Genomic DNA, 24,458 nt, shown 5'->3' with positions numbered 1-24,458 from the left:
CGCAGCATGTCCAGCCTACGCTACCCGGCGCTGTACCAGATCAACACTCGCGTCTGGCTGACTGAGTTGTCTCGCGCGTCAGGCGGGCGCGCGACACTCGACGATATTCCAGATGCCGAACTGGATCGCCTCGCCGCACTCGGCTTCGACTGGGTCTGGTTGCTGAGCGTCTGGCAGACCGGACCGGCGGCCCAGGCAATTTCTCGCGCTCATGCCGGCTGGCGCCGCGAATTCGCCGATACGCTGCCGGATCTCACGGACGACGACGTCGCCGGCTCCGGGTTTGCTATCCGGAGCTACACGGTTCATCGCGATCTGGGCGGCGCCGAGGCGCTCGCCCGCTTGCGGCAGCGATTGCAGCAACGCGGATTGAAGCTGATGCTCGACTTCGTGCCCAATCACATGGCGCCGGATCACGACTGGATCGACACGCATTCGGACTACTTCGTGCACGGCGACGAGTCGGACCTGGCTCGCTCACCGTCGAACTATTGCCGCGTGCAGACAAGGAACGGGCCGCTGATACTCGCCTACGGCCGGGATCCTTATTTCGACGGATGGCCGGACACGCTGCAGCTCGACTACGGCAATCCAGAGTTGCAGCAGACGATGATCGGTGAACTGAAAAGAATCGCCGCTCAATGTGACGGCGTACGCTGCGATATGGCCATGCTGGTCTTGCCCGACGTGTTCAAACAAACCTGGGGCATCCGCGCCGAACCGTTCTGGCCGAAGGCGATCGAGGCCGTGCGACGTGAGCATCCGCAGTTCCGGTTCATGGCAGAAGTGTATTGGGATCTCGAATGGACGATGCTCCAACAGGGCTTCGATTACGCCTACGACAAGCAGATGTACGACCGCTTGCGCGATGTGAACGCACGGCCGGTGCGCGAGCACCTGCATGCCGGACTCGATTACCAGGAGAAGCTGGCGCGCTTCCTGGAAAACCACGACGAGGCCCGGGCCGCGGCGACCTTCGAACCCGATGAACATGAAGCTGGCGCCATCATCACATTTCTTTCGCCTGGCTTGCGCTTCTTTCACCAGGGTCAGTTCGAGGGCTGCAGGAAACAGATTTCGCCGCATCTGGCGCGGGCGCCACAGGAGCCTGTCGACGCAAGCTTGCAAGGGTTCTATGAGACCTTGATGACGGTGCTGCGGCAGCCGATCTTCCGAGACGGTAGGTGGAGCATTGTGGAAATCGTGCCGGCGTGGGAGGGCAACTGGACCTCGGATTGTTTCATCGCGTGGGTCTGGCAGCGGGACGATGGCGAACGGCGGCTCGTTGTCGTCAACTACGCGGGAAACCAGAGTCAATGTTATGTGCGAATCCCGTTTGCCGACGTGACCGGCAGCACGGTGCGGTTGACGGACATGATGGGGCCAGCGAGTTTTGATCGCGACGGTAATGACATCGTCTCGCGCGGCCTCTACCTGGATCTCCCGCCTTGGGGCTATCACGTCTTTGAGCTGACTGCATCGTGAAGGGACGTCGGGGAGGCGGGTGCGAGTGCTTTACAAGAGCTCGACTCCAGGCGTCGACTCAATTGGGAAGCGTTGACTTTCGAACTGGACCGATCGTTGTGTCTCCGAATCACCCAGATTTCCATAAGCCTCAACAGAGGCTTCTGGTCGGTCAGACTCCATTTGTTCCACGGCACAAGGCGAGCGCGTCGCGGAATCGCTGCTCGAGCGCCGTCTATGCGCAGTGCGAACTTCAGTAGTCGACAAATCGCGGCCATTCATTGACCAGCCTCCTCATTCACGCTCTTGGAGCCAAAGAAGTCATTCGTTTTACAGATTGCCCGCGGCACGATATTGATCGATCGAGTCATCGAGGTCGATGTACTTGCGGGACGTCGCTGCCCACTGATCTCGGAATCGCCAATGTCTTCACGGACGCCAACGCTAAACCTGTCCGACCAAAAAATCCTCAAGGGACGTCAAGACCTCATTCGGGGCATCCTCAGGCAGCAGATGGCCACCGGGCAATCCCTTGCCCGTCACGTTCGTTGCCCATCGGGACCACACGTCAACGGGCAGGATGCTTCTAGCCTTTTGTTCGCTCTCGCTCCACAGTACCAGGACCGGACAGCCGAGTCTTCGGCCCGCGGCTGAATCGCTTGCATCGTGCTCCAGGTCCTCGGAAGCAGCGGCGCGATAGTCTTCGCACATGGCGTGGCGCACGTGCGGATTCCTGAATGCGGTTCGATAGGCGGCAAGTGCCAAAGGATCGATCCGTTCGAGACCGCCCGCCATCTTAGCCAGCGCAGCGTCGAGATAAGCGTCTGGATCAGCCGCAAGCATCCGCTCCGGGAGATCGCCCGGCTGCGCCATGAAGAACCAGTGCCAGGCGTTCAACGCGAACGTCTTGTCAATGGCTGCGAATGCATCGAGCGTCGGTATCACCGTCAGCGAGGCATACGCGGCGACGCGTCGAGGATGGTCGAGCGCAAGCCGGTATCCGGCCCGGGCGCCCCGATCATGCCCGACCACTGCGAAGCGCTCGTGCCCGAGCCGGTCCATCAGTTCGACGAGCGCGCTGGCCACGCGACGTTTGGTCCATCGCGGCTGATCGTTGCACGTCTGGCTGTCGCCGTATCCCGGCAGATCCGGCACGATGACGGTGTGCGACCTCGCGAGCGTCGGCGCAATCAATCGCCACGCAACGTGCGTCTGCGGGTAGCCGTGCAACAGCAAAACCGGCGATCCGCTTCCGCCGATCCTGCCGCGAAACGAGACATCGCCCGCTTCGACGTCGAGCTTCGCGAAGCCCGGAAAGAAGTCTTGCGCAAGTTCATGCACCGTGGTCACCTTCTCGTAAAACGTGACTTCAATGTTGCGACACCGACCTGACGAACTCGGCCAGATCGCGATTGAAACGCTCGGGTTCCTCGCTGAACGGCGCGTGACCCGAGTCCGCGTACTCCTTGCTGACGATGCGTGGATTCAGCGCCGCCGCGCGAGTCAGCGTCGCACGCGTGTCGACCAGCGCGTCATGACCGCCGTAGATGAAGAGCAGCGGTACGCGGGCCTTGCCGAGCCCCTCCGCAGCGAAGACCGTCATCGTCGGCACTTCCTTTTGCATGTCCCAAGATGCCATCGCGGCGTTCGCGAGCAGCCGGTCGAATGTATCGGCGTCAGGCCGACGGTTGAAACACAGGCCGACGAACGTGCGCTCACCGTCGAGATGCGTCTTCAGATCCGGCGAATTCATGTCCCGATAAACCTCGGGATGATCGACGATCTGACCCGGGGCGAGTTCGACCACGCCGTCGACATACACGGCGCCTGCGATCGCGCGATCGCCATACTTGGCGAGGTAGTTCGATATCACCACCCCGCCGAGTGACCAGCCGACCACGACGGGCTTGCGCGCGTGTGAGCCCTGTATCACCGCTGCGAGGTCGTCCCCCCAACGGTTTCCGTCATGATACGGCTCCGCGCCAGATGGCTTATCCGACAAACCGTGACCGCGCAGATCGTACGTAATGATCCGGTATTGGCGCAATTCGTGAGACTGCACCTGCGCGTCCCAGTTCACGCGGCTGCCGAGCAGTCCATGCACCAGAATGATGGGAGGGCCATTCGGATTGCCGCTTTCCTGAACCGCCAGCTTCACCCCATCCGTCGATGTAACCGTATAGCTGGTCGGCCTCGCGATTGTGTCGGGTGCGCACGCGAACAGCGTCGCCGCAGAGAACGCGGAAGTCAAAAAGTGAAGGAACGTTCGTAAGCTCATTGTCTTTCCTGAGAGAGTGTCAGTGCGCCTAGTCTCAACCCTTACACAGATGTGAGAGTCAAGCGAATCGTGTTAGCCTGCTTTTCATGAAAAACACCTCCTCACAGGAACTGCTGACGATCGGACAACTCTCGCAACTCACCGGCGCGAGCGTGCGATCGCTCCGGCATTACGACGAACACGGTCTGCTTGCCTCGGTACGTGCGAGCAATGGCTATCGCATGTTCCCCGAGAAGGCAGTAACGCAGGTCAAGCAGATTCAGCGCATGATCGCGACCGGTTTCACCATCGACGATATTCGCGGCTTTCCGGATTGCATGCTCCTGATCGAAGGCGCCCGCTCGTGCGACCAGATCACCGAGGTCCAGCGGATAAGGCTCGAAGCCATCGAACGTCAGATCGCAGACCTCGAAAAGCGTCGCGCGCGGCTCGTCAAGACCTTGCTCGAAGGTGCGGTGCCGCCCGTCAACTGACGCGGACCGCGGTACACACAGATCGCCCTCACACGGGAACATTGGACGCAGTTTTCTTCCTGCGGATGTCCGCACGCAGGCTGTCGTACTCCTCCTGACTGATCGGCGATGCATCTCGCTGGCCGAGCGCGTTGACGGGCAGCCGGTAGGTTTCGCGCGCCGTCCATGCGCCCAGTGCGCCGACACCGCAGACGATCAGCGTGATCGTCCCGACGATCAACGGAATGTGTTGCGTGCCCGGCGGTACGGCGGCTGCGATGAACGCCGGCAGGATCGCGGTGATAGCCGTGCCGATGTTCTGGCCGATCGCCATGGCGGTAACCCGGATACGCGTCGGGAACAGTTCAGGCATGAAGCTCGGATACACCGCGTTGAAGCACTGATACACCACGCCCCACATTACGATCGCGATGCCGATCGCCAGCACGGCGTTGTGCAGACTGATCGCATAGAGATACCCATAAGACAGCAGGCCCGATGCAAGCGCGCCGAATATGATGAGCGGCCGGCGTCCCCATCGATCGGACAGACTGCCTGCGAAGGGAATGAAGAACATCGCGGTCAGATTGGCGAGCAATGGAATCCAGAGAAAGAAGCCTTTCGAAAGACCGATACCGTAAGCAGGCTGCACCGCATAGGCCGCGCCGAAGATCGAAGTCACCGCGAGGATGATCGCAATCAATGCGATTGCGGCGATGCGCACGATATCTCGCCAGCCATCGCGTAAAGCTTCCTTGACGGGCGACGCGGGAATCTGCCGATGTTGCGCTTCATCGACGAAAGCCGGCGTCTCCGCCACTTTCCGCCGAATTACATAACCGGCTACGAGCACGAGCACACTCAGCAGGAACGGTACGCGCCAACCCCATGTCAGGAATTCCTTCTCGGGCAGATAGTAGGCGAGCGGCATGAAAATGGCCGCAGCGAACACCTGGCCGGCAGTCACGCCCTGCATCGCGTAACTGGCAAAGTAGCCGCGACGGCCGAGCGGCGCATGCTCCAGCACGAGAGAACTGGAACCGGAGATCTCCCCGGCGACCGCAAAGCCTTGGATGAGCCGCAAGGCCACGAGCAGGATCGGCGCTGCGAAGCCCACTTGCGCGAATGTCGGCAGAAAACCCACCGCGAGCGTCGACAATCCCATCATGAACATGCAGGTGAGAAGCAGATTCTTGCGTCCATGTGTATCGCCACGACGGCCGAGCACAAGTGCGCCGACTGGTCGTGCGAGATAGCCGACGCCATACGTTGCGAGCGATGCGGCGATCGCAACGCGACTGTCTCCCGAGGGGAAAAAGAGTTGCGGAAAAACCAGCGCGGCGGCTTGCGCGTAAATGAAGTAGTCGTAGTACTCCAGTGCCGAGCCGATCCACGCGCTCGCGGTGGCGGTTCGTGCCTGATTGCTGCTCTGCTGATGCGTCAGTGCCATTTCGTCTCCTGCATGTGTCTTTCAGGTGGTCGGGAACAAAGCGCGCGTAGTTTTGCGCGCTCAATACGTGGCACGGCCGCCTGACAGGTCGAAGGTGAAGCCGGTCGTGAAGCTGCATTCGTCGCTCGCGATCCACGCCACCATGGCGGCGATCTCTGGAACGGTCAAAAACCGCCCCATCGGAATGCGTGCCTTGCTTGCCTCGATGTGCTCCTCCGTCATCTCCCGGAAAAGATCCGTTTCGGTGATCGCAGGCGCGATGCCGTTGACCGTGACGCCCGTGCCAGCCAGCTCGCGCGCGATCGATTTCGTCAGACCGATGACACCCGCCTTCGCCGCGGCATAGGCGCAGATGTTCGGATGTCCTTCCTTGCCGACGATCGACGCCACGTTGACGATGCGTCCCGCCCCGCGTTCGCGCATGTGCGGTACCGCGAGGCGACAGGTGTGGAACACGCTGTTCAGATCGACGGCGAGAACGCGGTTCCATGCGTCGACCGGGTAGTCCTCGATAGGAATGACCGGTCCATTGATGCCGGCGTTGTTCACGAGTATGTCGACATGACCGAACGACGCGAGCGTGGCGGCGAACGCTGTCTCGACGGAACGCGCGTCGGCAAGATCGACGGCCTGCACGAGCGCCGCGGGCGAGTGACCGCCTGTTTCGAGCGATGAACAATCGATATCCCAACAGGCGACGCGGCAGCCTTCGTCCGCAAGACGCTCTGCGATGCCGCGCCCGATGCCACGCGCGGCGCCCGTCACGATGGCCGTGCGTGTTTCGAATCTTCGTTGCTTTACCGGTTGCATTTCCATTTTCATCCGTTCCTGTCCATAACTGAGTTCCCATGCTAGAAACGAGAATCGAGCTCGTCAACGGTATTGGCGACATTCATTCACATAGGGAAACAAACTAGGGAATGTCCCGGTTTGCGAAAAAAACCGCTTGACCGCGCATGGTCCCGAGCACCAACATAGAAACTCATTCCTATTTGTGAACGACGAGGACCGATAGATGGAACAGGCGATGATTGATCGATTGACTATCCGTGAGACGATCGAAAACTGGGCGGTATGGCGAGATGCGGGAGACTGGGAGCGTTTCGCGACGCTCTGGCATCCGGACGGCCGTATGATGGCGACGTGGTTTCAGGGTAGCGGTCGCGAGTTCATCGAAGTGACGAAGGCCGGTTGGGCGAATGGCGTGAGCATCCTGCATTTTTTGGGCGGCACGTCGATCGAAGTGAGTGGCTCGCGTGCCGTCGCCCAGACCAAGATGACCATTTCGCAGCGTGGAGAAGTCGAAGGCACGTTATGCGACGTCGTGTGCACTGGCCGCTTCTACGACTTCTTCGAGAAGGTCGAAGACCGATGGCTGCTGTTGCTTCGTCAGCCCATTTACGAAAAGGATCGTCTGGATCCGGTCGAGCCGGACGCCCGTCCCGTTCTCGATGCGGCGCTGCTGGGCGAGTTTCCGGCCGGCTACCGGCATCTCGCGTATATGCAGACCCGCATCGGCTACAAGGTCAAACGCGACATGCCGGCGCTGACGGGCCCGGAGGTCGAAGCGCTCTATGCGCGCGGCCGTCAGTATCTGCAAAACGGGGCGCTGTGATGGAGGACGTCTCGCCGATGCGCTTCGAATTCCGCGCGCTGCCGGCGCGCGTGCTGTTCGGCGCGGGCAGGCGTCGGGAAACGCCCGAACTCGCCCGGCAACTGGGCTGCACGCGTCCGTTGATCATCTCCACGCCGGAGCAGAAGGATTTGGCTGACGCCATCGCGTCATTGTTCTCCGAGGCACGCGCGCACGTCTTCTCCGAGGCCGCGATGCACACGCCGTGGAACGTGACATCGCGTGCGCTCGCCGTCGCTCAGGGGACTGGCGCCGACTCCCTGATCGCTGTCGGCGGCGGCTCGGCGATCGGCCTCGCGAAAGCGCTTGCACTGCGCACCGGCCTGCCGCAAATCGCGCTGCCCACTACGTACGCTGGGTCTGAAGTCACACCGATCATCGGCGAAACGCAGGACGGCGAGAAGCGTACGCGTCGTACGCTCGACGTGTTGCCGGAGGCCGTGATCTACGATGTCGACCTCACCCTGACGCTGCCCGCGCGCCTGTCGGCGATGAGCGGTCTGAACGCGATGGCTCACGCGGTGGAAGCGCTCTATGCCGTAGACGCCAATCCGGTCACATCGATCATGGCTGAACAGGGTATCGCAGCCCTCGCCGCCGCGCTGCCCGAGATTCTCGCCAATCCCGCCAGTCGTGACGCGCGCAGCCGCGCCCAATACGGCGCGTGGTTGTGCGGAACCTGCCTCGGCTCCGTCGGCATGGCGCTGCATCATAAGGTGTGTCACGTGCTGGGCGGCACTTTCGATCTGCCGCACGCCGACACGCATGCGATCATGCTCGCGCACGTCGTCGCCTACCAGGCTGGCGCGGCACCGCACGCAATGCGCCGCATCGCACGCGCGCTCGGCGCCGATGACGCTTGGACTGGACTGCACGCGCTCGGGACCAGGCTGCATGTTCCCAGGTCCCTTGCCGAGATCGGCATGCCGCACGAAGGTATCGGGCGTGCGGCCGAACTGGTGCTCCGAGAGACCTACGCGAATCCGCGCACGCCGGACCATGACTCGATCAGGGCAATGCTGGAACGGGCATGGCGCGGCGCAGCACCACAACCCGATGCGCTGTGAGGAAAACGCGATGCGCAATTTCAACGAAGACAACATCACTGCAGCGGTCATCGAGCGTCTTGCGGGAAGCAAGAGCCAACGCGTGCACCAGATCAGCGACGCGCTGGTTCGTCATCTGCACGCGTTCGTGAAGGAGATCGAGCCAACCGAAGACGAATGGGCCGCTGCGATTCGCTTTCTTACGCAGACTGGGCAGATGTGCACCGACGCCCGGCAGGAGTTCATTCTGTTGTCCGACACGCTCGGTGTATCGATGCTGGTGGACGCGATCAATCATCGCTATCCGGGCGACGCAACGCAGACCACCGTGCTCGGTCCGTTCTATGTCGAAGAAGCGGATACGCTGCCCCTGGGTACTTCGATCGCAGATGGCGAGCCGGGAGACCCTCTGCTGGTGGAAGGCACCGTACGCGATCTGCGCGGAGATCCGATCGCGGGCGCACTGGTCGAGACGTGGCACGCGGACAGCCACGGCTTCTATGACGTGCAGAAGGCGGCGGGCAAGGCGGAGTTGCACATGCGCGCGCGCTTCCTGACCGATTCGAATGGCTCATTCTGGTATCGGTCGATCGTGCCCGCGGCCTATCCGATTCCGAACGACGGCCCGGTTGGCCGCATGCTCGATGCGCAGGGGCGGCATCCGTACCGTCCGGCTCACGTGCACTTTCGCGTGAGTGCTCCCGGCTTCCAGACGCTCGTTACGCATGTGTTCGTGAGCGGCGACGTCTACCTGGATTCTGACGTCGTGTTCGGCGTGAAGGACGCACTGATCGAGCCGCTGGTGCCGCTCGCACCGGGCCTGAGTCCGGCCGGTCACCGCGTCGATGTTCCGACCGCCCTGCTTGCCTATGATTTCGTGCTTCCGCCGCAGAACTGATCGCTGTGCGCCTTGAGCCATTTTTACTGTTACGGACGCGTTCTCATGCATGAACTATCGCTGCATCATCTGACCATCCTCGACGCGCATCCGCTGCAACTCGTCGATGCGGCAGCCGCTGCGGGATTCGAGTATTGCGGCTTGCGGCTGATCGCGCCTACCGCTACGGATGCGATCGTGGACGTCGCGAACAATCCCGCACTCATCCGCGAGCTACACGCGCGACTCGACGCAACCGGTGTCAGGCTCCTGGACATCGAAGCCATCTGGCTGAGTCCGCAGACGGATGTCGCGTCACTACTGCCCGCACTCGAAGCGGGTCGTACGCTCGGTGCGCGGCACGTGCTCTGCGTCGGCAACGACACCGAACGCGCTCGCCTGCGAGACAACTTCGGCCGTCTCTGCGAAGCGGCGGACGGTTTCGGCCTTTCGGTCGGACTCGAAGCGATCACGTACTGCACGATCAGTACGCCCGCAGACGCGCTCGATCTCGTCCGATCGAGCGGACAGCCGAACGCGCGGATACTCATTGACGCATTGCAATTCTTCCGTTCGGGCGCGACGTGCGAGCAGATCGATGCGATCGACCCGGCGCTGATCGAATACATCCAGATTTGCGATGCACCGAGCGCCGCACCGCAGTCTCTCGAAGCGCGGAGAAAAGAAGCGAGAACGGCGCGGCTGCTGCCCGGGGATGGTGAATTGCCGCTGCGCGAACTGCTGTCGAAACTGCGGTCCGATCTTCCACTCGCGGTCGAGGCGCCGACGCTCGCGCTCCGTGGCCTGCCGTTCGACGAACAGGCGAGACACATCCATGCGCGCATGCGGACGTTCCTTGCTGGTCCAGTATCATGACGCAAAGGTGTTTCCATAGGTAAACAGGAGCTGGATATGCTGTTGGAAGACGAATCGAATGGTGTGGTGAAGTCGGCGGATCGCGTGCTCGACGTGATCGAGTTGCTCGCGCGATGGGGACGCGAGATGTCCCATGCGGAAATCGCTGAAGCGCTGGACATACCGAAGAGTTCGCTGACCAAGCTGCTCAAGAATCTTACGGCTCGTGGCTTTGTCGAATTCGTCCCTGTCACCAAGGGTTATCGCCTCGGCGAAGCGCTGATCCGGCTTTCCCAGCAATCCACCCATAGCCGTTCGCTCGTCAGCTGCGCGCAACCGGTGCTGGCAGAGATTACACAACAGACGCTGGAGTCGTGCGCGCTTAATCAGCTCAAGGGCGACAAGGTGGAAGTCGTTGCGACGGTGACCAGTCCGCAACGGTTGGTGTCGCATCTGCGACTTGGCGATCTTGCGCCGCTCTATGCTGTGTCGGGTGGAAAGGTGATTCTCGCGTTTCTTCCGGATCAGATGCGCAGCGAATACATCAAGACCGTGAAGTTACAAGCCATCACGCCTAAGACGATCACAGCAAAGAAGGCGCTGCTCGCACAGATCGAAACCATCCGACAGACCGGGGTCGCCTATTCGATGGACGAATACACGCAGGGCATCGTCGGCGTGGGCGTGCCGGTGTTGTCATCGTCGGGCTTTCCGCTCGGATCGCTGAACGTCGCGATTCCCTCGGTGCGATATTCGGAACGTGTCGGCGCGCGGGCCGTCGCCGTTCTCAAGGCCTCCGCGGAACGCGTGCGCCGCGATTACATCGCCGCGAACGAACATACCAGGTAGGCTCGGCGGCCGGTGTTTTGTGGTCGCCACAAAATTGATTGCAATTATCTGAATACTTTATAAAGGATACCGAAGTTAATGAACGCGAGAATTGCAGTGCCGAATGGAACCGTTCAGTTTCCTCGCGTGGGAGTCGGAGCCGGCAGCCTCGCGAACGCCGCGGGCGAGCAGGCGTTCTTCGATATGATTCATGCCGCGTGGGCGAGCGGCGTTCGATATTTTGATACCTCGGCGGCTTATCTTGGCGGTGAAAGCGAGCAGCGGCTTGGCGCGGCGCTGGCTGAGTATCCGCGAGACGAGTTGTATGTATCGACCAAACTCGGAAGGTACTTGAGCCAGCCTGGTGCAAGCTCCTTGCCAGGTGGTAGCGACTTCTACCTGGACTACACGTACGATGCGACGCTCCGATCGGTCGAGCGCAGCCTGTCGCGGCTCAAGGTTGATCGTCTCGATGCTGTTTTTATTCACGATCTCGATCCAGGTTTTGCCCAAACGGCGTATCGCGACGAACTAATGACCGCCGTCGAAGGTGCGTTTCCCGCCTTGCAGCGACTCAAGGAGGAGAAAGTGGTCGGCGCGATAGGTGTCGCCAGCATGGACTGGCAGGCCTGTCTGGACTTCGCCGAACTGGCCAGCGTCGATGTCGTCATGCCGGCGGGAGAGTACTCGTTGCTTCGCACGGGCAGCACTGCATTGCTGGAGCACTGCGTCGAGAATGGCATTGCCTGGATCGCGGCGTCGCCATTCAACTCGGGCATTCTCGCGACCGGTTCGCGTCCCGACGCCTTCTATAACATGCGGCCCGCGACGCGGCCGGCCCTGTTGCAAACGGAAGGACTGGAACGTATTTGCCAGCGCCATCACGTCTGCCTGGCTACCGCTGCCCTGCTCTTTCCCCTGCGGCATTCGGCGGTAAGCACTATCGTTTTCGGCGCAAAGACCGCAGATGAATTCAACGAGTCCTTCGCCCGTCTCTCTGAAAGCCTTTCCGATCAATTCTGGCAGGAGATGGATGCATTCCTGGCCGAGACGAAGGGCTGGGAAGGACGATCAAGCGTAGGTTGGCAGGGAGCTTAATTGCTTCGACTCGAGAAGGACACGGTCGGGAAAACGATCTGCCGCAGATGCATTGATGGTGGCGCTCGCCAACTTGAGACTAGGACTTTACGGCCTCTTTGTTCTCACGTTGCCGTTGAGGCTGGGACAACTCGACAAGCACTGGCCGGGTTGCGGTGGGGGCAATAGTCACCAGACTGGCAATTCGCAGCAAAGCTGAAGTTGTCCGTCAGCACCGAGACGCGCAAGCGCGTGCTCGCCGCTGCGGAGCTGCATGGGTTTTCGCCGGACCCGGCCGCGCGCCGTCTGCGACGGCAATCGGCGGATACGATCGCGTTCGTCGTGTCCCCGCCGCAGACGTCGTTTGCCCATCCGTTTTTTCTGGACATGCTGATGGGCGTGAACGATACGATGGACAACACCGGCTATCAGGTGATCGTTGCGGCTGCGCGCAGCGTCGAAACGGAGCTCGACGTATTCAGGCGTCTCATTGAGCGGCAGCGCGTGGATGCGCTGCTTTTCGGCCGCACGCGGCGCCAAGATGAGCGTATCGCCTACCTGCTCGAACGCGACATTCCCTTCGTTGCCTTTGGTCGCAGCGAGACGTCTGGCACATTTCCGTTCGTCGATATCGATCATCAAGTCGTCGGACGCGCCGGCTGCGCACGATTCATCGCACTGGGCGCGCTGCGCGGCATCGCGGAAACCGGAAAGATGCCGGGACGTGATGTCGGCGTCATCGGCGGAGACAATCATCCGATCGGAAGATATGTGCATCCCGCCCTTACGACGTTCTCGGCGGAGACGCATCGCGCTGGCAAGCGGATGGCCGAGATGCTGCTTCAGCGACTCATCCGCGCTTCAGACGGACCGCCTCGGGCGCCCGCGCACAAAGAAAGCGCATCCGCGCGATCGCAGGCGGTTCGTGCGTCGCGCCTCAACTGTAGCGCCAAGGCCGATGCCTTTGCGCCATCGCACGCGCCGAAACATGTCGAGGCTCCCGAGCCGCTGACAAAGGCGGACCGAAGCCACCAGTAAAAACCCCAATAGTGACATCCGTTTTTGATTGAGCTAAGGTTCATCCATTCATGCATGGATACAGTCTTACAATCATTACGGCCTGATCCAGGAGGCTGCATGGCGGAATGGCATGGAGTCCACGGCCTGTCGGCGGAAGACGAAGCGTATCGGTACATCGAGCAGGCCATCCGGAGCGGCCGATATCGCGCGGGTCAGCGGCTCATCGCGGAGGAAATCGCCGGCGATGTCGGTACGAGCCGCATGCCGGTACGCGAAGCATTCCGACGACTCGCCGCCGAGGGGCTATTGCTGATCCGCGCCAATCGCGGCGCGATCGTGCGCGGGCTCGACGCCGCTGAAATGCATGAGGTTTTCGAAACTCGCGCGGTGCTGGAAGGTCTTGCCGCCGGCATCGCGGCGACGCGCATGACGAAGAAGGAGATGGCAACGCTGCGTCATCTACTGGAGCGCATGGAAAGCGTCAGCGACGACGCCTCCGAATGGGTCACGCGTCATCGCGAGTTTCACGAGTATCTGAGCGAGCTCGCGGCCATGCCCCGTCTGCAACGGCAGATATCGAGCCTGCATTCGATTATCGAGCCATACATGCGCATCTGGCTCGAACACGGAGACAAGCCGATGACGTCTCGCCAGTTTCATGAAGAGATCATGACCGCGGTCGAAAGCGGCGACCGCGCAGCCGTCGAGCAGATCGTGCGAGAGCATGTTCGCGCGACGATCGGGCCACTCGTTGAACTCGTACGCTAAAGACATTGATTCGTTATCCGAAATAGCTTTTTGTTCTTTTTTTGGAAGTGCTACGGTAATCCAAACACGTTTCCCTGCCTCACCGACGCATGGAGAAAACGAACGTCATGGCGTATTTGGAACAACTGCTGCTCAATGGTCTGGTGATCGGCTCGATCTACGCGCTCGCCGCCGTCGCCTATACGCTGGTCTATGGCGTCGTCAGGCTCGTGAATTTCGCGTTCGGCGAACTGTTCATGCTCGGCGGATTCCTCACGCTGACGCTGATGGCAAAAGAGATAGCGCTCTTCGGCATTCAGGTGCCGATGCCCGCGCTCGGCTTCTATATCGCCGCCCCGCTCGCGATCGCCGGTGTCGCCGCACTCGGCGCACTGATCGACGTGGTCGCGTATCGGCCATTGCGCAATGCACCGCGACTCGCGCCGCTCATCACATCGATCGCGATATCCGTGCTGCTGCAGAGCGTCGCGCAGACCGTATGGGGACCGACATCCCTGCGCTTTCCGCCGCTGCCGGTCGGAGGTTTGCCGTCGCTGTCGCTGGGCGCCGATCTGACGGTGACGCCATCGGAACTCGCGGTGTTCGGCTGCGCAATCGTCGCGATGCTCGGCGTGCAGTTCTTCGTCTCCGCAACCTCGCTCGGACGCGCGATGCGCGCCGCCGCGCAGGATGCGACGGCCGCGTATCTGGTCGGCATTCCCGTGAACCGCATCATCTGCGCCGCGTTCGTGCTCGGCTCCGCGCTCGCGGCGTTCGCCGGCATTCTCTACGCGCAGTCGTTTCAGTTCGTCAGCCCGACGATGGGCTTCGTGCCCGGACTGAAAGCGCTGACCGCGGCGGTGCTCGGTGGCATCGGCAGCATTCCGGGCGCGGCGCTCGGCGGCGTGATTCTCGGCGTCGTGGAATCGCTGTGCGCGGGCTATCTGCCCGATGGCTCCGTGTATCAGGACGCACTCAGTTTCGCGCTGCTCGTGCTGCTGCTTCTCGTGCGCCCGCAAGGGCTGCTCGGCCGCGCGGATCTCAACGTGAGCGCGCGCGGGAGCCTGATGTCGAGCCGCGACGCGAAACGCGGCCGGGCGCTGGCGCAAGCGTTCGGCTCGCTCGATCGCGCGTTCGCCGCGCTCGGACGCTACGGCGAGAAGCGCGTCGCGATCGGCGCGCTGGCGGTCGCGGTCGCGCTCGGTCTCGCCATTCGCTCCGACTACTGGCTGAGCATTCTCGTGATGGTGCTCGTCTACGGCATGCTCGCGAGCGGGCTGAACATCGTCGTCGGGCTGGCCGGTCTGCTCGATCTCGGCTTTGTCGCGTTCTTCGGGATCGGCGCGTATTTCTCGTCGCTCATCTTCATCAGCGTCATGCAGAACCACTTCGGCGTCGACACTGCATCGATCTGGTGGCTCTTCTATCCGAACCTGCTCGTGGGCGGACTGCTCGCCGCGCTGCTCGGCGCGATACTCGGCTATCCGACCTTGCGCGTGCGCGGCGACTATCTCGCGATCATGACACTCGGCTTCGGCGAGATCGTACGCATCGTCGCGACCAACTGGATCTCCGTGACCAACGGGCCAATGGGCGTGCGCGGCATTCCCTCCCCGCAGTTCTTCGGCGTGAGCTTCGACGAGCCGCGCACGCAGTTCTTTTTCGCTCTCGGCCTGAGCGCCATCGTGCTGTTCGGGGTCGCGCGATTGTCGCGCTCGTATGTCGGCCGCGCATGGGTCGCGTTGCGCGAGGACGAGGACGCCGCCGAAATGATGGGCGTCGCGGGCACGCGCTTCAAGCTGCTCGCCTACGCGTGCAGCGGTTTCGTCGGCGGCATGGTGGGCGTGTTCTACGCGCATCTGCAGCAGTACGTGAGCCCGGCGAGCTTCACGCTCTTCGAGAACATTCTCGTGCTGATGCTGATCGTGCTGGGCGGTCTCGGCACGCTGGTCGGTCCGTTCATCGGCGCGGCGATCTGGATCGTCTTCCTGCAACTCTCACTGAAGATCCCTTTTGTGTCTGCTTATCCCGAGTCCCGCTACGTGCTGCTCGGCGTGCTGCTCGTCGCGCTGATGCTGTTTCGCCCCGAAGGCATCGCCGCGAAAGCGCGTCTTCGCCTGACGATGGAGTGACGCATGACGAACGCCAGAGGCCCATCCCTCGCCATGAACATCGACACCGCGCACGCTCACGCCGGTGCCACGCGCGCCGCGACGCAAGGCGGCGTCGGTCTGCCGTTGCGCGCGCAGGGGCTGACCGTCACGTTCGGTGGGCTGACCGCCGTGAAGCAACTCGATCTCGACGTTCAGGAGCACGAGATCCACGCGCTCATCGGGCCGAACGGCGCGGGCAAGACCACGGTCGTCAATGCGCTGTCGGGTTTCGTGCGGCCGAGCGCAGGTCAGGTCTGGATCAACGGCGCGAGTTCGCCGCACTGGCGCTCGCACACGCTCGCGCGCGCCGGACTCGGACGCACATTCCAGAACACACGGCTGTTCGGTTCGATGAACGTGCTGGAAACCGTGCTCGTCGGCGCGCACAGCCGCTTCGACGGAGGCGCGCTCGCGGCGCTGCTGCGCACGAAGAAGGCGCGTGAGCAGGAGAAGGCGGCCGTCGCGGATGCGCATCGGCTGATCGAATTCGTCGGACTCGGCGCACATGCCGCCACCAAGCAGGCGAGCGCGTTGTCGTACGGACATCAGCGCCGCGTGGAGCTGGCGCGCGCGCTCATCGCACAACCGCGCGTGCTGCTGCTCGACGAACCGCTCGCGGGCATGAACGTCAGCGAGAAGCTGGAGTTGAGTGAACTGATCCGGCAGATTCGCGCGCAAGGCGTCGCGATTCTGCTCATCGAGCACGACATGGACGTGATCCGCAATCTCGCCGATCGCGTCACCGTGCTTCATTTCGGCAGCAAGCTGATCGAGGGCACACCGCAGGCCGTGCTTGCCCACGACGACGTGCAGTCCGCCTATCTGGGCAAACGCACATGAGCGCGCCGCTACTCGAAGTCCGCGACCTGTCGGTCTCCTACGGCGGCGTGAAGGCCGTGCGCGGCGTGTCCTTCGATGTCTGCGACGGCGAAGTGGTCAGTCTCGTCGGCAGCAATGGCGCGGGCAAGACGAGCACGCTGCAGGCGATTTCGGGCCTGCATCGCGGCGCGATCGGCAGCGTGCGCTTTCGCGGCAAGGCCATCGACGATCTCGCGCCCGATCAGCGCGTGAAAGCGGGCATCGCACATGTTCCCGAAGGACGCCGCGTGTTCGCTGGCCTGAGCGTCGAGGAGAATCTGCAACTCGGCGCGTATCTGCGTCACGACCGCCGGGAAAAGAAGCGCGACATGGACGGCATGTTCACGCTCTTCCCGATTCTTCATGAACGCAGACGACAGGCGGCGGGCACGCTTTCCGGCGGCGAGCAGCAGATGCTCGCGATCGCGCGCGCGATGATGTCGCGCCCCGCCCTGCTCATACTCGACGAACCTACGATGGGCCTCTCACCGCGCATGATCGGCGTCGTGCTGGAAACGTTGCAGAAGATCCGCGAGAAGCGCATCCCGATTCTGCTCGTCGAGCAGAACACCGTCGAAGCCATCCGGATGGCCGATCACGTCTATGCGATGCGGGTCGGCGAAGTGGTCAGCCGTCAGGCCGGCGCGAGCGTCACCGAGGCGTCGCTCAAGGCGTTCTATCTGAGTTGACGTGATGCATCGATCATTCACACTCTAGGGGAAACGATCATGAACGTTCTTCGCAAGCTGTGTCCCATACTATGCCCCGCCACGCTGGCGCTTGCGCTCGCCGCGTCGCCGGCCTGGGCGGACGACGCGGTTCACGTCGCCTTCACCGGCACGCTCACCGGCGACTTCGCCACCTACGGCGTGAGCGGCAAGAAAGGATTCGATCTCGCCATTGCGGATATCAACGCGCAAGGCGGCCCGAAGATCGAGGTCGATACCGTCGACGATCATGGCCAGCCGAACGATGGCGTGCTCGCCGCAAACCGCTTCTGCGGCGACGACAATACCGTGGCGGTCGTGGGCTATACGTTCAGCTCGATCGCGCTCGCCGCCGTGCCGCTCTACAAGAAGTGCAAGATGCCGACGATCGGCACGGCGGTCACGAGCCCTCAGCTCTCCAACGCGAGCCCGTGGTTTCGCCGCGTGGTCCTGACCGATGCCATTCAGGGCAAGATGATGGGCCAGTACACCGCCAATCAGCTGCATGTCAAAACCGTCTACACGCTTTATCAGCAGGACGACTACGGTCTCGGCGTGAACGGCGCGTTCAAGTCGGCCTATCAGGAGGCAGGCGGGAAGATCGTCGGCGAAGGCGGTTATGTGCTCGGCACCAAGGATTTCCGCACGATCCTGACCAAGGTGAAGGCCGCGCATCCGGATGGCCTCTTCATCGGCGGCTTCTATACGGAGGCCGCGCAGATCGTCACGCAGGCGAAGGCGCTCGGCATCGACGCGAAGATTCTCGGCACGGACGGCTCGCTGTCGCCGCAACTCATCAGCCTGTCCAACAACGCGGTCGACGGCATGACGCTCTATGGCATGTTCGATCCGGATGCTTCGTCGCATTCGTCGTCGCAAAGCGCCGCGTTCGTCAAGGCGTTCACGGCGAAATACGGTCAGGCGCCCGATAGCTGGGCGGCACTCGGCTACGACGCGGGGCTTGCCATCGGCAACGCGGTGAAGGCGGCGAAGGCCAAGGGCCCGGTCACGCGCGATTCGGTCAACGCGGCGCTCTCGAGCGTAAACGTCACCGGCGTGACAGGACCGGTCGCGTTCGAAAAGAGCGGCGATCGCAAGGGCACGCTCTATTTCTTCACGGCGCACGACGGCAAGTTCGCGCTCGCCGGCCAGCAGAAATAAATCGCGCGCACGAAGGACAACACCATGCATTCCGACATCACGCAACGCCCGGCGCCGTTCATCTGGTCGGGAAAATCGCTTGGCCAGGCGCGCAGCATGCCGGGCAGCTTCTATACCTCGCGCGAAGTGTTCGATGCCGAGCGCGAGCATATTTTTCTCAGGCACTGGTTCTTCGTCGGGCGCGCGGACGAACTGCGCACGCCGGGCAGCTATCGCGCGATCGACACCGCGGGCGGTCCCGTCGTGCTCACGCGCGACGACAACGGCGAACTGCATGCGTTCGCGAATACCTGCCGTCATCGCGGGGCGCAACTGCTCGAAGGCTGCGGTGCGAAGCGCAGCATCGTGTGCCCGTATCATGCGTGGTCGTACCGGCTCGACGGCACCTTGCTGCGCGCGCCGGGCACGCAGGACGTACCGGGTTTCGATCCGGCCGCCGAAGGCTTGATTCCGGTGCGCATGCGCGAGTGGAAAGGCAACCTCTTTCTCAACTTCGACGACGCCGCCGACGATCTCGAGACGCATCTCGGCACGTATCCCGAGCTGTTCGCATCGCATCGCGTGGAGGAGATGCGCTGCGTGTTTCGTGTCGATCTTCCCGCCGCGTGCAACTGGAAGATGCTGCTCGAAAACGCGATGGAGACGTACCACACGGGCCTCGTGCATGCGCGCACGGTCGGCGCGCAAATCAGTCTCACGTTTCCCGGCGGCCCGAACTGGCACGCGATCCAGGTGCAGTCCGACGTCTCGACCGCCGTGCTCGACAAGAGCGCCCCGCCACCCTTTCCGCAGATCGAAGGCTTGAGCGACATCGCGCGCAAAGGCACGTTCTTCACGCTGATCGAACCGCTCACGCAGCTCGTGTTCGCGCAGGACTGCATGTGGTGGCTCGCGGTCCATCCCGTCGCCGCGGACCGTTCGGTGCTGAGCGTGGGCGGCTGTTTTCCGCGCGCCTACACGGAGATGCCGGACTTCGACGAGCGCGCGCGTCCGTACTTCGAACGCTGGGAAGCCGTCGCGCGCGAGGACGTCGCCATTCTCGAAAGACAGCAGCGCGGTGTGAGTTCCGTGCTGTACAAGCCGGGCGTGCTGTCGTCGCGCGACGACGTGGTGCACACGATGAACAGCTGGGTCGCCGCGCGGCTGCCCGCACACCTGTCTGGAGGTTTGGCGTGACACGCGTGCTCATCACCCATAACAGGGATCTGCTCGACAACTTCTACAGCGCGCGCGCGGTCGAGCGGCTGCGCGAATTCGTCGACGTGAAGATGAACGGCACCGACGAGCCCTTGCGCGGCGATGCGCTCGTCGAAGCCGCGCAGGACTGCGATATCGTCATTTCCGACCGGCTCGCGCCCGGCACGGCGGAGGTCTTCGATCGTCTGCCGAAGCTCGCCGCGTATCTGCGCTGCGCGGTCGATATCCGCAACGTCGACGTCGCGGCGGCCTCGCGCAACGGCATTCTCGTCGTGCGTTGCAGCGCGGGTTATGCGCAAGCCGTGTCCGAGCTCGCGCTCGGCCTGATGATCGATCTCGCGCGCAAGATCAGCGAGAGCGCGTCGAGCTACAAGGACGGCCTCGCCGATCATCCGATGGTGCTCGGCCGGCAGCTCTACGGCAGCACCATCGGCGTGGTGGGCTACGGCGCGATCGGGCGGCGCATCGTCGATCTGGCGATAGCGTTCGGCATGCGCGTGCTCGTCAACGATCCGTATGTCGAGATTCATCATGGCGCGGTGACTCAGACGGGCCTGTCCGAACTGCTGAGCGAAGCGCATTTCGTCGTCTGCGCGGCCTATGCGACGCCGGAGACCACCAACCTGTTCGACGAGCGCGCTTTCGCGCAGATGCGTCGCGACGCGTTCTTCATCAACGTTTCGCGCGGCGTGCTGGTCGACGAAGCGGCGCTCGAAGCCGCGCTCAGGTCCGGGCGCATCGCGGGCGCGGGGCTCGATGTCGGACGCGGCAAGGACGAGCAGCCGAATCCCGCCATCGCGCGTCTGCCGAATGTCGTCGCCACGCCGCATGTGGCCGGGCTCACGCCGGAAGCGTCGGATTATCAGGCGGTCGAAACGGTGCGTCAGGTGCGCGATCTACTCGCGGGCCGGCCCGTGGCGCTGGCCGTGAATTCGCGCGATGCGCATCGTACGGCGCGATTGGCGCACAGCGACGCATGACGATGCGCGATATCCGCCACCCGTCCGCGCCCGCAACCAGGCCGCCCGCCGGCGCCACAGATTGCCACATGCACGCGTATTTCGCGCCGTCCGAACGTCCGACGGACGCGGCCGCCGCGTTTCCACCCGTGCCGCATGGCAGCATCGACAACTATTTGCAGGTGCAAAAGCAGCTGGGACTCGCGCGCGCGGTCGTGGTGCAACCCTCGGTATATGGCTTCGACAATGCGCCGACGCTCGCCGCCATGGCCGCGCTCGGCGAGAACGGACGCGGCGTCGCCGTGGTCCCGCCGGACGTGCCGGATGCGGAACTCGAAAGACTCACGGCGCTCGGCGTGCGCGGCGTGCGCTTCTTCATGCTGTCCGGCGGCGCATTGCCGTGGGACTGCCTGCCCGGACTCGCCGCGCGCGTCGCCAGGTTCGGCTGGCACGTCCAGCTGCAAACCGATGGCCGATCGCTCGCCGATCACGCAGCGGTGCTCCGCGCGCTGCCGTGCCGGCTCGTCATCGATCACAACGGCAAGTTCCTCGCGCCGGTCGAGCCGACCCACGCGGGCTTTCGCACGCTGCTCGAACTCGTCGATCGCGGCAACACGTGGGTCAAGACATCGGGCGTGTACGAGACCTCGCTCGAAGGCGCGCCGGATTACGCGGACGTCGCGGTGCTGGCGAGAAAGCTGATCGATACCGCGCCCGAGCGATGCCTCTTCGCAACCAACTGGCCGCATCCGACCAAGCCCGCCGCGCCGCCCGACGACGGTCATCTCATCGACCTGTTCATGCAATGGTGCGGCAACGCGCAAACCGCGGCGCGCATCATGGTCGACAACGCGGCCGAGGTCTACGGCTTCGAACGCGCGACGTAGCGCATCACGTGGCGCGCGCTCAGAGACCGAGCGCGCAGCCGTCTTTCCGATGATCCGAAGCGCCAGTCAGCGTGCCGTTCTCCCAGTCGATGGAAATCGCCTGACCGCCGCCGATCGCCCAGCTCGGCGGCACGAGCTCGAATCCGCGTTCCGTCAATGCGCGTCTGATCTCGTCGGGCAAGGTGCCTTCGGCTTCGACGCGAGCCGTTCCCGGCACCGGAAACACGCGCGGCAAGTCGAGCGCCGTCTGCATGTCGAGACCGTAGTCGAGCACCTTCGAGACGAAGTGCGCGTGGCCCATCGCCTGATAGTGCCCGCCCATCACGCCGAACACGGTTTGCACCTTGCCGTCGCGCGTGATCATGCCGGGAATGATCGTGTGCATCGGGCGCATGTGCGGCGCGATGGCGTTCGGATGACCCGGCTGCATCGAAAAGCTCTGGCCGCGGTTGTGCAGCATCACGCCGAATTCCGGCGACATGATGCCCGAGCCGAACGGATGAAACAGCGAGTTGATGAAGCTCGCGCAATTGCGATCCTTGTCGACGACGCAGATGTACACCGTGTCCTTGTGCTCCGCCGCGGGCGATGGCGCCATCGCGTGGCGTGCTTCCGTTGCATCGATCTTCGCGCGCAGCGCGGCGGCGTGCGCGTCCGACAGCAGTTCATCGACATTCATCTCGCCGCCCGCGCGCGGATCGCAGAGCGAGGCATCGCGAATCGAATAAGCGAGACGCGTCGCCTCGATCTCGCGATGCAGACGCTGCGCGCTCAACGGATCGCCGTCCGCCGCATAGCCTTCGAGAATCTTCAGGATCAGGAGCGCGATGACGCCCTGCCCGTTGGGCGGACATTCGTGGATCTCATGCCCGCGAAAGCTCGCCTTGATCGGCTGCACGTATTCGCCGCGATAACGCGCGAAATCGTCCAGCGTATGCAGGCCGCCATGACCTCGCAGACATTCGACGATATCGCGCGCGACCGGTCCGCGATAGAACGCATCGCGCCCTCGCTCGCCGATGATCTCGAGCGCCCGCGCCAGTTCCGGCTGCCTGTGCAGGGCGCCGGCGTTGGGCGGTTGGCCGTCCGTCAGCATGCGCGCGCGGCTCACCGCATCGCTTGCGAGCACGTCGCGCTGCTTCGCCCAGTCCGACGCCGCGCGCGGCGCGACCGCGTAGCCATCCCGCGCGAGCGCGACGGCCGAAGCCAGAAGCCTTCCGAGCGGCATCGAACCGTGATCCGCGACGAGCGTCGCCCACGCATCGACCGCGCCCGGCACCGTGACCGCATGTGGCGACTGACGCGCGATCTCGGCCACGCCGAGCGCGCGCAACGCTTCCACGCTCGCCGCCTGCGGCGCCCATCCGGAACCGTTGAACGCGATGATGTCGTCCGCGCCGCGCTTCGAATACAGCGCGAAGCAGTCGCCGCCGATTCCCGTCGATCCCGGCTCGACCACGCACTGCACCGCGCACGCCGCCACCGCTGCGTCCATCGCATTGCCACCCGCTTCGAGAATGCGGATGGCCGCATAGGACGCCGCCGGGTGCGAGGTCGCCGCCATGCCGTCTTTCGCCATGACGAGGGAACGTCCCGGCGCTTCGAAATTTCTCATCTCGTTGATCCTCGGGCATCCATGCGATTACGAAGTCACGAATTCGACGAGCGCCGGAATGGTCGCGCGCACGTGCTCGCGCACGGCGTCTTCGACGCGTTTCGGATCGCCGCCTTGAAGCACCTCGATGAGACCGCCGTGATCCTCGCGCGATGTCATCGGTTTGTCGGCGTGTTCCAGCCAGATGCGCATGTACGGTTCGATCGCGGAATGCAGCCCGGACAACTGGCGCATCAGGCGCGGCATGCCCGCGAGACCGGTCAGATACTCGTGAAAATCGCGGTGATACGTGACCCAGAGCGCGTGGTCCGCGTTGGCGTTTTCCATGCGGTCGAGCAGCTGTTCGAGATTGGCGATGCTGTGACGATCGATCCTGGGCACTGCCATGCGCGCCGCCAGCCCTTCGAGCACGGCGCGAATCTCGAACACTTCGCGCATTTCATCGGCGTCGAGCGCGCGCACGATGACGCCGCGATTCGGCCGGATGCGCAACAGGCCCTCCGCCGACAGCCGGCGAAACGCTTCGCGCACCGGCATGCGGCTCGTGCCGATTTCGGCGGCGATCTCCTCGGCGACGAGCCGCTCGCCCGCGCGATAACGCCCCGCACGGATGGCGCTTTCGATGAAGCGGTACGCTTCGTCTTCGGCCGAGAGCGAGATGCCCTTCGGTACGAGCAGGTCGGACATCACGGCCTCCCGGCAGGCGGCGCCACCTCGACGGTGACCCAGGTCTCGAAGCAATAGTCGTCGGCGAGCGACGTCACGCCGATGGTCGCGCGCGGCGCAACGGCGATCTCTTCGCCGAATACATCGACGAGAAAATCCGTCATCGCGCTGGCGACGAGATGCGGCTCGGTGAAATCCGGATCGCAGGCGACGAAGTTCAGCACGCGCGCGAAGCCGACGACCCGATCCAGATCGGCGACTGCGTTCTTGATCGCCGCGACGCAGTGGATGCCCGTCTGACGCGCGGCCTGACGGGCATCGTCCACCGAAATCGAACGGCCTACGCGGCCGGGGAAGCGCGCATTGCCTTGCGCGTCGATGCCGGCCGTCTGCCCGGAAAGCAGCAGCAACTGGCCGTATTCATAGTACGGCTTCATCTTGCCGTACTTCGTGCCGTAGTACGACGGCCCGACTTCCTTCAGGGGCAGTTCGACGCCCATCTCCCGCAGGCGGGTTTCAATGCGCATG

General features: G+C 63.2%; 24 protein-coding genes. 17 read left to right on the top strand and 7 right to left on the bottom strand.

Translation table 11 applies throughout. The annotated features are described in order from the left end of the window. Positions 1-6 precede the first annotated feature (6 nt). A complete protein-coding gene (locus NK8_RS38125; RefSeq protein ID WP_213234348.1) occupies positions 7-1,485 on the top strand; it encodes an alpha-amylase family glycosyl hydrolase in 1,479 nt (492 codons plus the stop codon). Between the two features lie 423 nt (positions 1,486-1,908). Here NK8_RS38125 and NK8_RS38120 read toward each other — a convergent pair whose 3' ends face one another. Both NK8_RS38120 and NK8_RS38115 read right to left on the bottom strand, forming a co-directional pair. After that, a complete protein-coding gene (locus NK8_RS38120; RefSeq protein WP_213234347.1) occupies positions 1,909-2,814 on the bottom strand; it encodes an alpha/beta fold hydrolase in 906 nt (301 codons plus the stop codon). A 19-nt stretch (positions 2,815-2,833) separates the two neighbouring features. Further along, positions 2,834-3,742 carry an alpha/beta fold hydrolase gene (locus NK8_RS38115; RefSeq protein WP_213234346.1) on the bottom strand — a complete coding sequence of 303 codons (909 nt, stop codon included), beginning with the start codon at positions 3,740-3,742 and terminating at the stop codon, positions 2,834-2,836. An 86-nt stretch (positions 3,743-3,828) separates the two neighbouring features. Here NK8_RS38115 and NK8_RS38110 point away from each other — a divergent pair, with 86 nt between their 5' ends. Beyond that, complete coding sequence (locus tag NK8_RS38110; protein ID WP_213234345.1) at positions 3,829-4,215, top strand: MerR family transcriptional regulator; 387 nt, start codon at positions 3,829-3,831, stop codon at positions 4,213-4,215. 28 nt (positions 4,216-4,243) lie between these two features. Here the strand turns inward: NK8_RS38110 and NK8_RS38105 are convergent, their stop codons facing one another. Both NK8_RS38105 and NK8_RS38100 read right to left on the bottom strand, forming a co-directional pair. After that, positions 4,244-5,644, bottom strand: a complete 1,401-nt coding sequence (locus NK8_RS38105; protein ID WP_213234344.1) for an MFS transporter — start codon at positions 5,642-5,644, stop codon at positions 4,244-4,246. 60 nt (positions 5,645-5,704) lie between these two features. Beyond that, the gene (locus tag NK8_RS38100; protein WP_225936672.1) at positions 5,705-6,460 is read right to left on the bottom strand and encodes an SDR family NAD(P)-dependent oxidoreductase; all 756 of its coding nucleotides are present in this window, start codon (positions 6,458-6,460) and stop codon (positions 5,705-5,707) included. 199 nt (positions 6,461-6,659) lie between these two features. On the opposite strand from NK8_RS38100, the gene NK8_RS38095 reads away from it, so the two are divergent. The 15 genes from NK8_RS38095 to NK8_RS38025 all read left to right on the top strand — a co-directional run bounded on the left by NK8_RS38095 (position 6,660) and on the right by NK8_RS38025 (position 21,649). Next, complete coding sequence (locus tag NK8_RS38095) at positions 6,660-7,259, top strand: nuclear transport factor 2 family protein (protein WP_213234343.1); 600 nt, start codon at positions 6,660-6,662, stop codon at positions 7,257-7,259. A 17-nt stretch (positions 7,260-7,276) separates the two neighbouring features. After that, complete coding sequence (locus tag NK8_RS38090) at positions 7,277-8,344, top strand: maleylacetate reductase (RefSeq protein ID WP_225936671.1); 1,068 nt, start codon at positions 7,277-7,279, stop codon at positions 8,342-8,344. A gap of 10 nt (positions 8,345-8,354) precedes the next feature. Continuing rightward, positions 8,355-9,221, top strand: a complete 867-nt coding sequence (locus NK8_RS38085; protein WP_213234341.1) for an intradiol ring-cleavage dioxygenase — start codon at positions 8,355-8,357, stop codon at positions 9,219-9,221. A 45-nt stretch (positions 9,222-9,266) separates the two neighbouring features. After that, the gene (locus tag NK8_RS38080; protein ID WP_213234340.1) at positions 9,267-10,076 is read left to right on the top strand and encodes a sugar phosphate isomerase/epimerase; all 810 of its coding nucleotides are present in this window, start codon (positions 9,267-9,269) and stop codon (positions 10,074-10,076) included. A 36-nt stretch (positions 10,077-10,112) separates the two neighbouring features. Continuing rightward, complete coding sequence (locus NK8_RS38075) at positions 10,113-10,904, top strand: IclR family transcriptional regulator (RefSeq protein WP_213234339.1); 792 nt, start codon at positions 10,113-10,115, stop codon at positions 10,902-10,904. A 78-nt stretch (positions 10,905-10,982) separates the two neighbouring features. Beyond that, entirely contained in the window at positions 10,983-11,981 is a 999-nt protein-coding gene (locus NK8_RS38070) for an aldo/keto reductase (RefSeq protein ID WP_213234338.1), read from the top strand. A 231-nt stretch (positions 11,982-12,212) separates the two neighbouring features. Further along, positions 12,213-12,998, top strand: coding sequence for a substrate-binding domain-containing protein (locus tag NK8_RS38065; protein WP_225936687.1), 786 nt, complete (start codon positions 12,213-12,215; stop codon positions 12,996-12,998). A gap of 99 nt (positions 12,999-13,097) precedes the next feature. Continuing rightward, positions 13,098-13,748, top strand: coding sequence for a GntR family transcriptional regulator (locus tag NK8_RS38060; protein WP_162068427.1), 651 nt, complete (start codon positions 13,098-13,100; stop codon positions 13,746-13,748). Positions 13,749-13,855: 107 nt separating this feature from the next. After that, complete coding sequence (locus NK8_RS38055) at positions 13,856-15,859, top strand: ABC transporter permease (RefSeq protein ID WP_213234337.1); 2,004 nt, start codon at positions 13,856-13,858, stop codon at positions 15,857-15,859. A 3-nt stretch (positions 15,860-15,862) separates the two neighbouring features. Continuing rightward, a complete protein-coding gene (locus NK8_RS38050; protein WP_225936670.1) occupies positions 15,863-16,720 on the top strand; it encodes an ABC transporter ATP-binding protein in 858 nt (285 codons plus the stop codon). Beyond that, positions 16,717-17,427, top strand: coding sequence for an ABC transporter ATP-binding protein (locus tag NK8_RS38045; protein WP_213234336.1), 711 nt, complete (start codon positions 16,717-16,719; stop codon positions 17,425-17,427). Before NK8_RS38050 ends, NK8_RS38045 begins: the two co-directional genes overlap by 4 nt. Before the next feature lie 39 nt (positions 17,428-17,466). Next, on the top strand, positions 17,467-18,606 hold the full coding sequence (locus NK8_RS38040; protein ID WP_162068430.1) for an ABC transporter substrate-binding protein: 1,140 nt from the start codon (positions 17,467-17,469) through the stop codon (positions 18,604-18,606). Between the two features lie 24 nt (positions 18,607-18,630). Continuing rightward, on the top strand, positions 18,631-19,782 hold the full coding sequence (locus tag NK8_RS38035; protein ID WP_213234335.1) for an aromatic ring-hydroxylating dioxygenase subunit alpha: 1,152 nt from the start codon (positions 18,631-18,633) through the stop codon (positions 19,780-19,782). Continuing rightward, the gene (locus NK8_RS38030) at positions 19,779-20,783 is read left to right on the top strand and encodes a D-isomer specific 2-hydroxyacid dehydrogenase family protein (RefSeq protein ID WP_213234334.1); all 1,005 of its coding nucleotides are present in this window, start codon (positions 19,779-19,781) and stop codon (positions 20,781-20,783) included. Before NK8_RS38035 ends, NK8_RS38030 begins: the two co-directional genes overlap by 4 nt. After that, positions 20,780-21,649, top strand: a complete 870-nt coding sequence (locus NK8_RS38025; protein ID WP_225936669.1) for an amidohydrolase family protein — start codon at positions 20,780-20,782, stop codon at positions 21,647-21,649. The genes NK8_RS38030 and NK8_RS38025 overlap by 4 nt, the downstream gene beginning before the upstream one ends. A 19-nt stretch (positions 21,650-21,668) precedes the next feature. On the opposite strand, the gene NK8_RS38020 is transcribed toward NK8_RS38025, so the two are convergent. From NK8_RS38020 to NK8_RS38010, 3 genes are read right to left on the bottom strand one after another with little or no spacing between them, the layout of a single operon-like run. Further along, positions 21,669-23,264 (bottom strand): gamma-glutamyltransferase family protein, encoded by a 1,596-nt coding sequence (locus tag NK8_RS38020; protein ID WP_213234333.1) that lies wholly within the window; start codon positions 23,262-23,264, stop codon positions 21,669-21,671. A gap of 27 nt (positions 23,265-23,291) precedes the next feature. Beyond that, the gene (locus NK8_RS38015) at positions 23,292-23,951 is read right to left on the bottom strand and encodes a GntR family transcriptional regulator (RefSeq protein WP_162068434.1); all 660 of its coding nucleotides are present in this window, start codon (positions 23,949-23,951) and stop codon (positions 23,292-23,294) included. Next, complete coding sequence (locus NK8_RS38010; protein WP_174258102.1) at positions 23,951-24,457, bottom strand: RidA family protein; 507 nt, start codon at positions 24,455-24,457, stop codon at positions 23,951-23,953. Before NK8_RS38010 ends, NK8_RS38015 begins: the two co-directional genes overlap by 1 nt. Position 24,458 lies beyond the last annotated feature (1 nt).

The organism is Caballeronia sp. NK8 (assembly GCF_018408855.1).
GTDB lineage: Bacteria > Pseudomonadota > Gammaproteobacteria > Burkholderiales > Burkholderiaceae > Caballeronia.
Note: the sequence above shows the minus strand (reverse complement) of the source record. Positions and strands in the feature narration are given on the sequence as shown.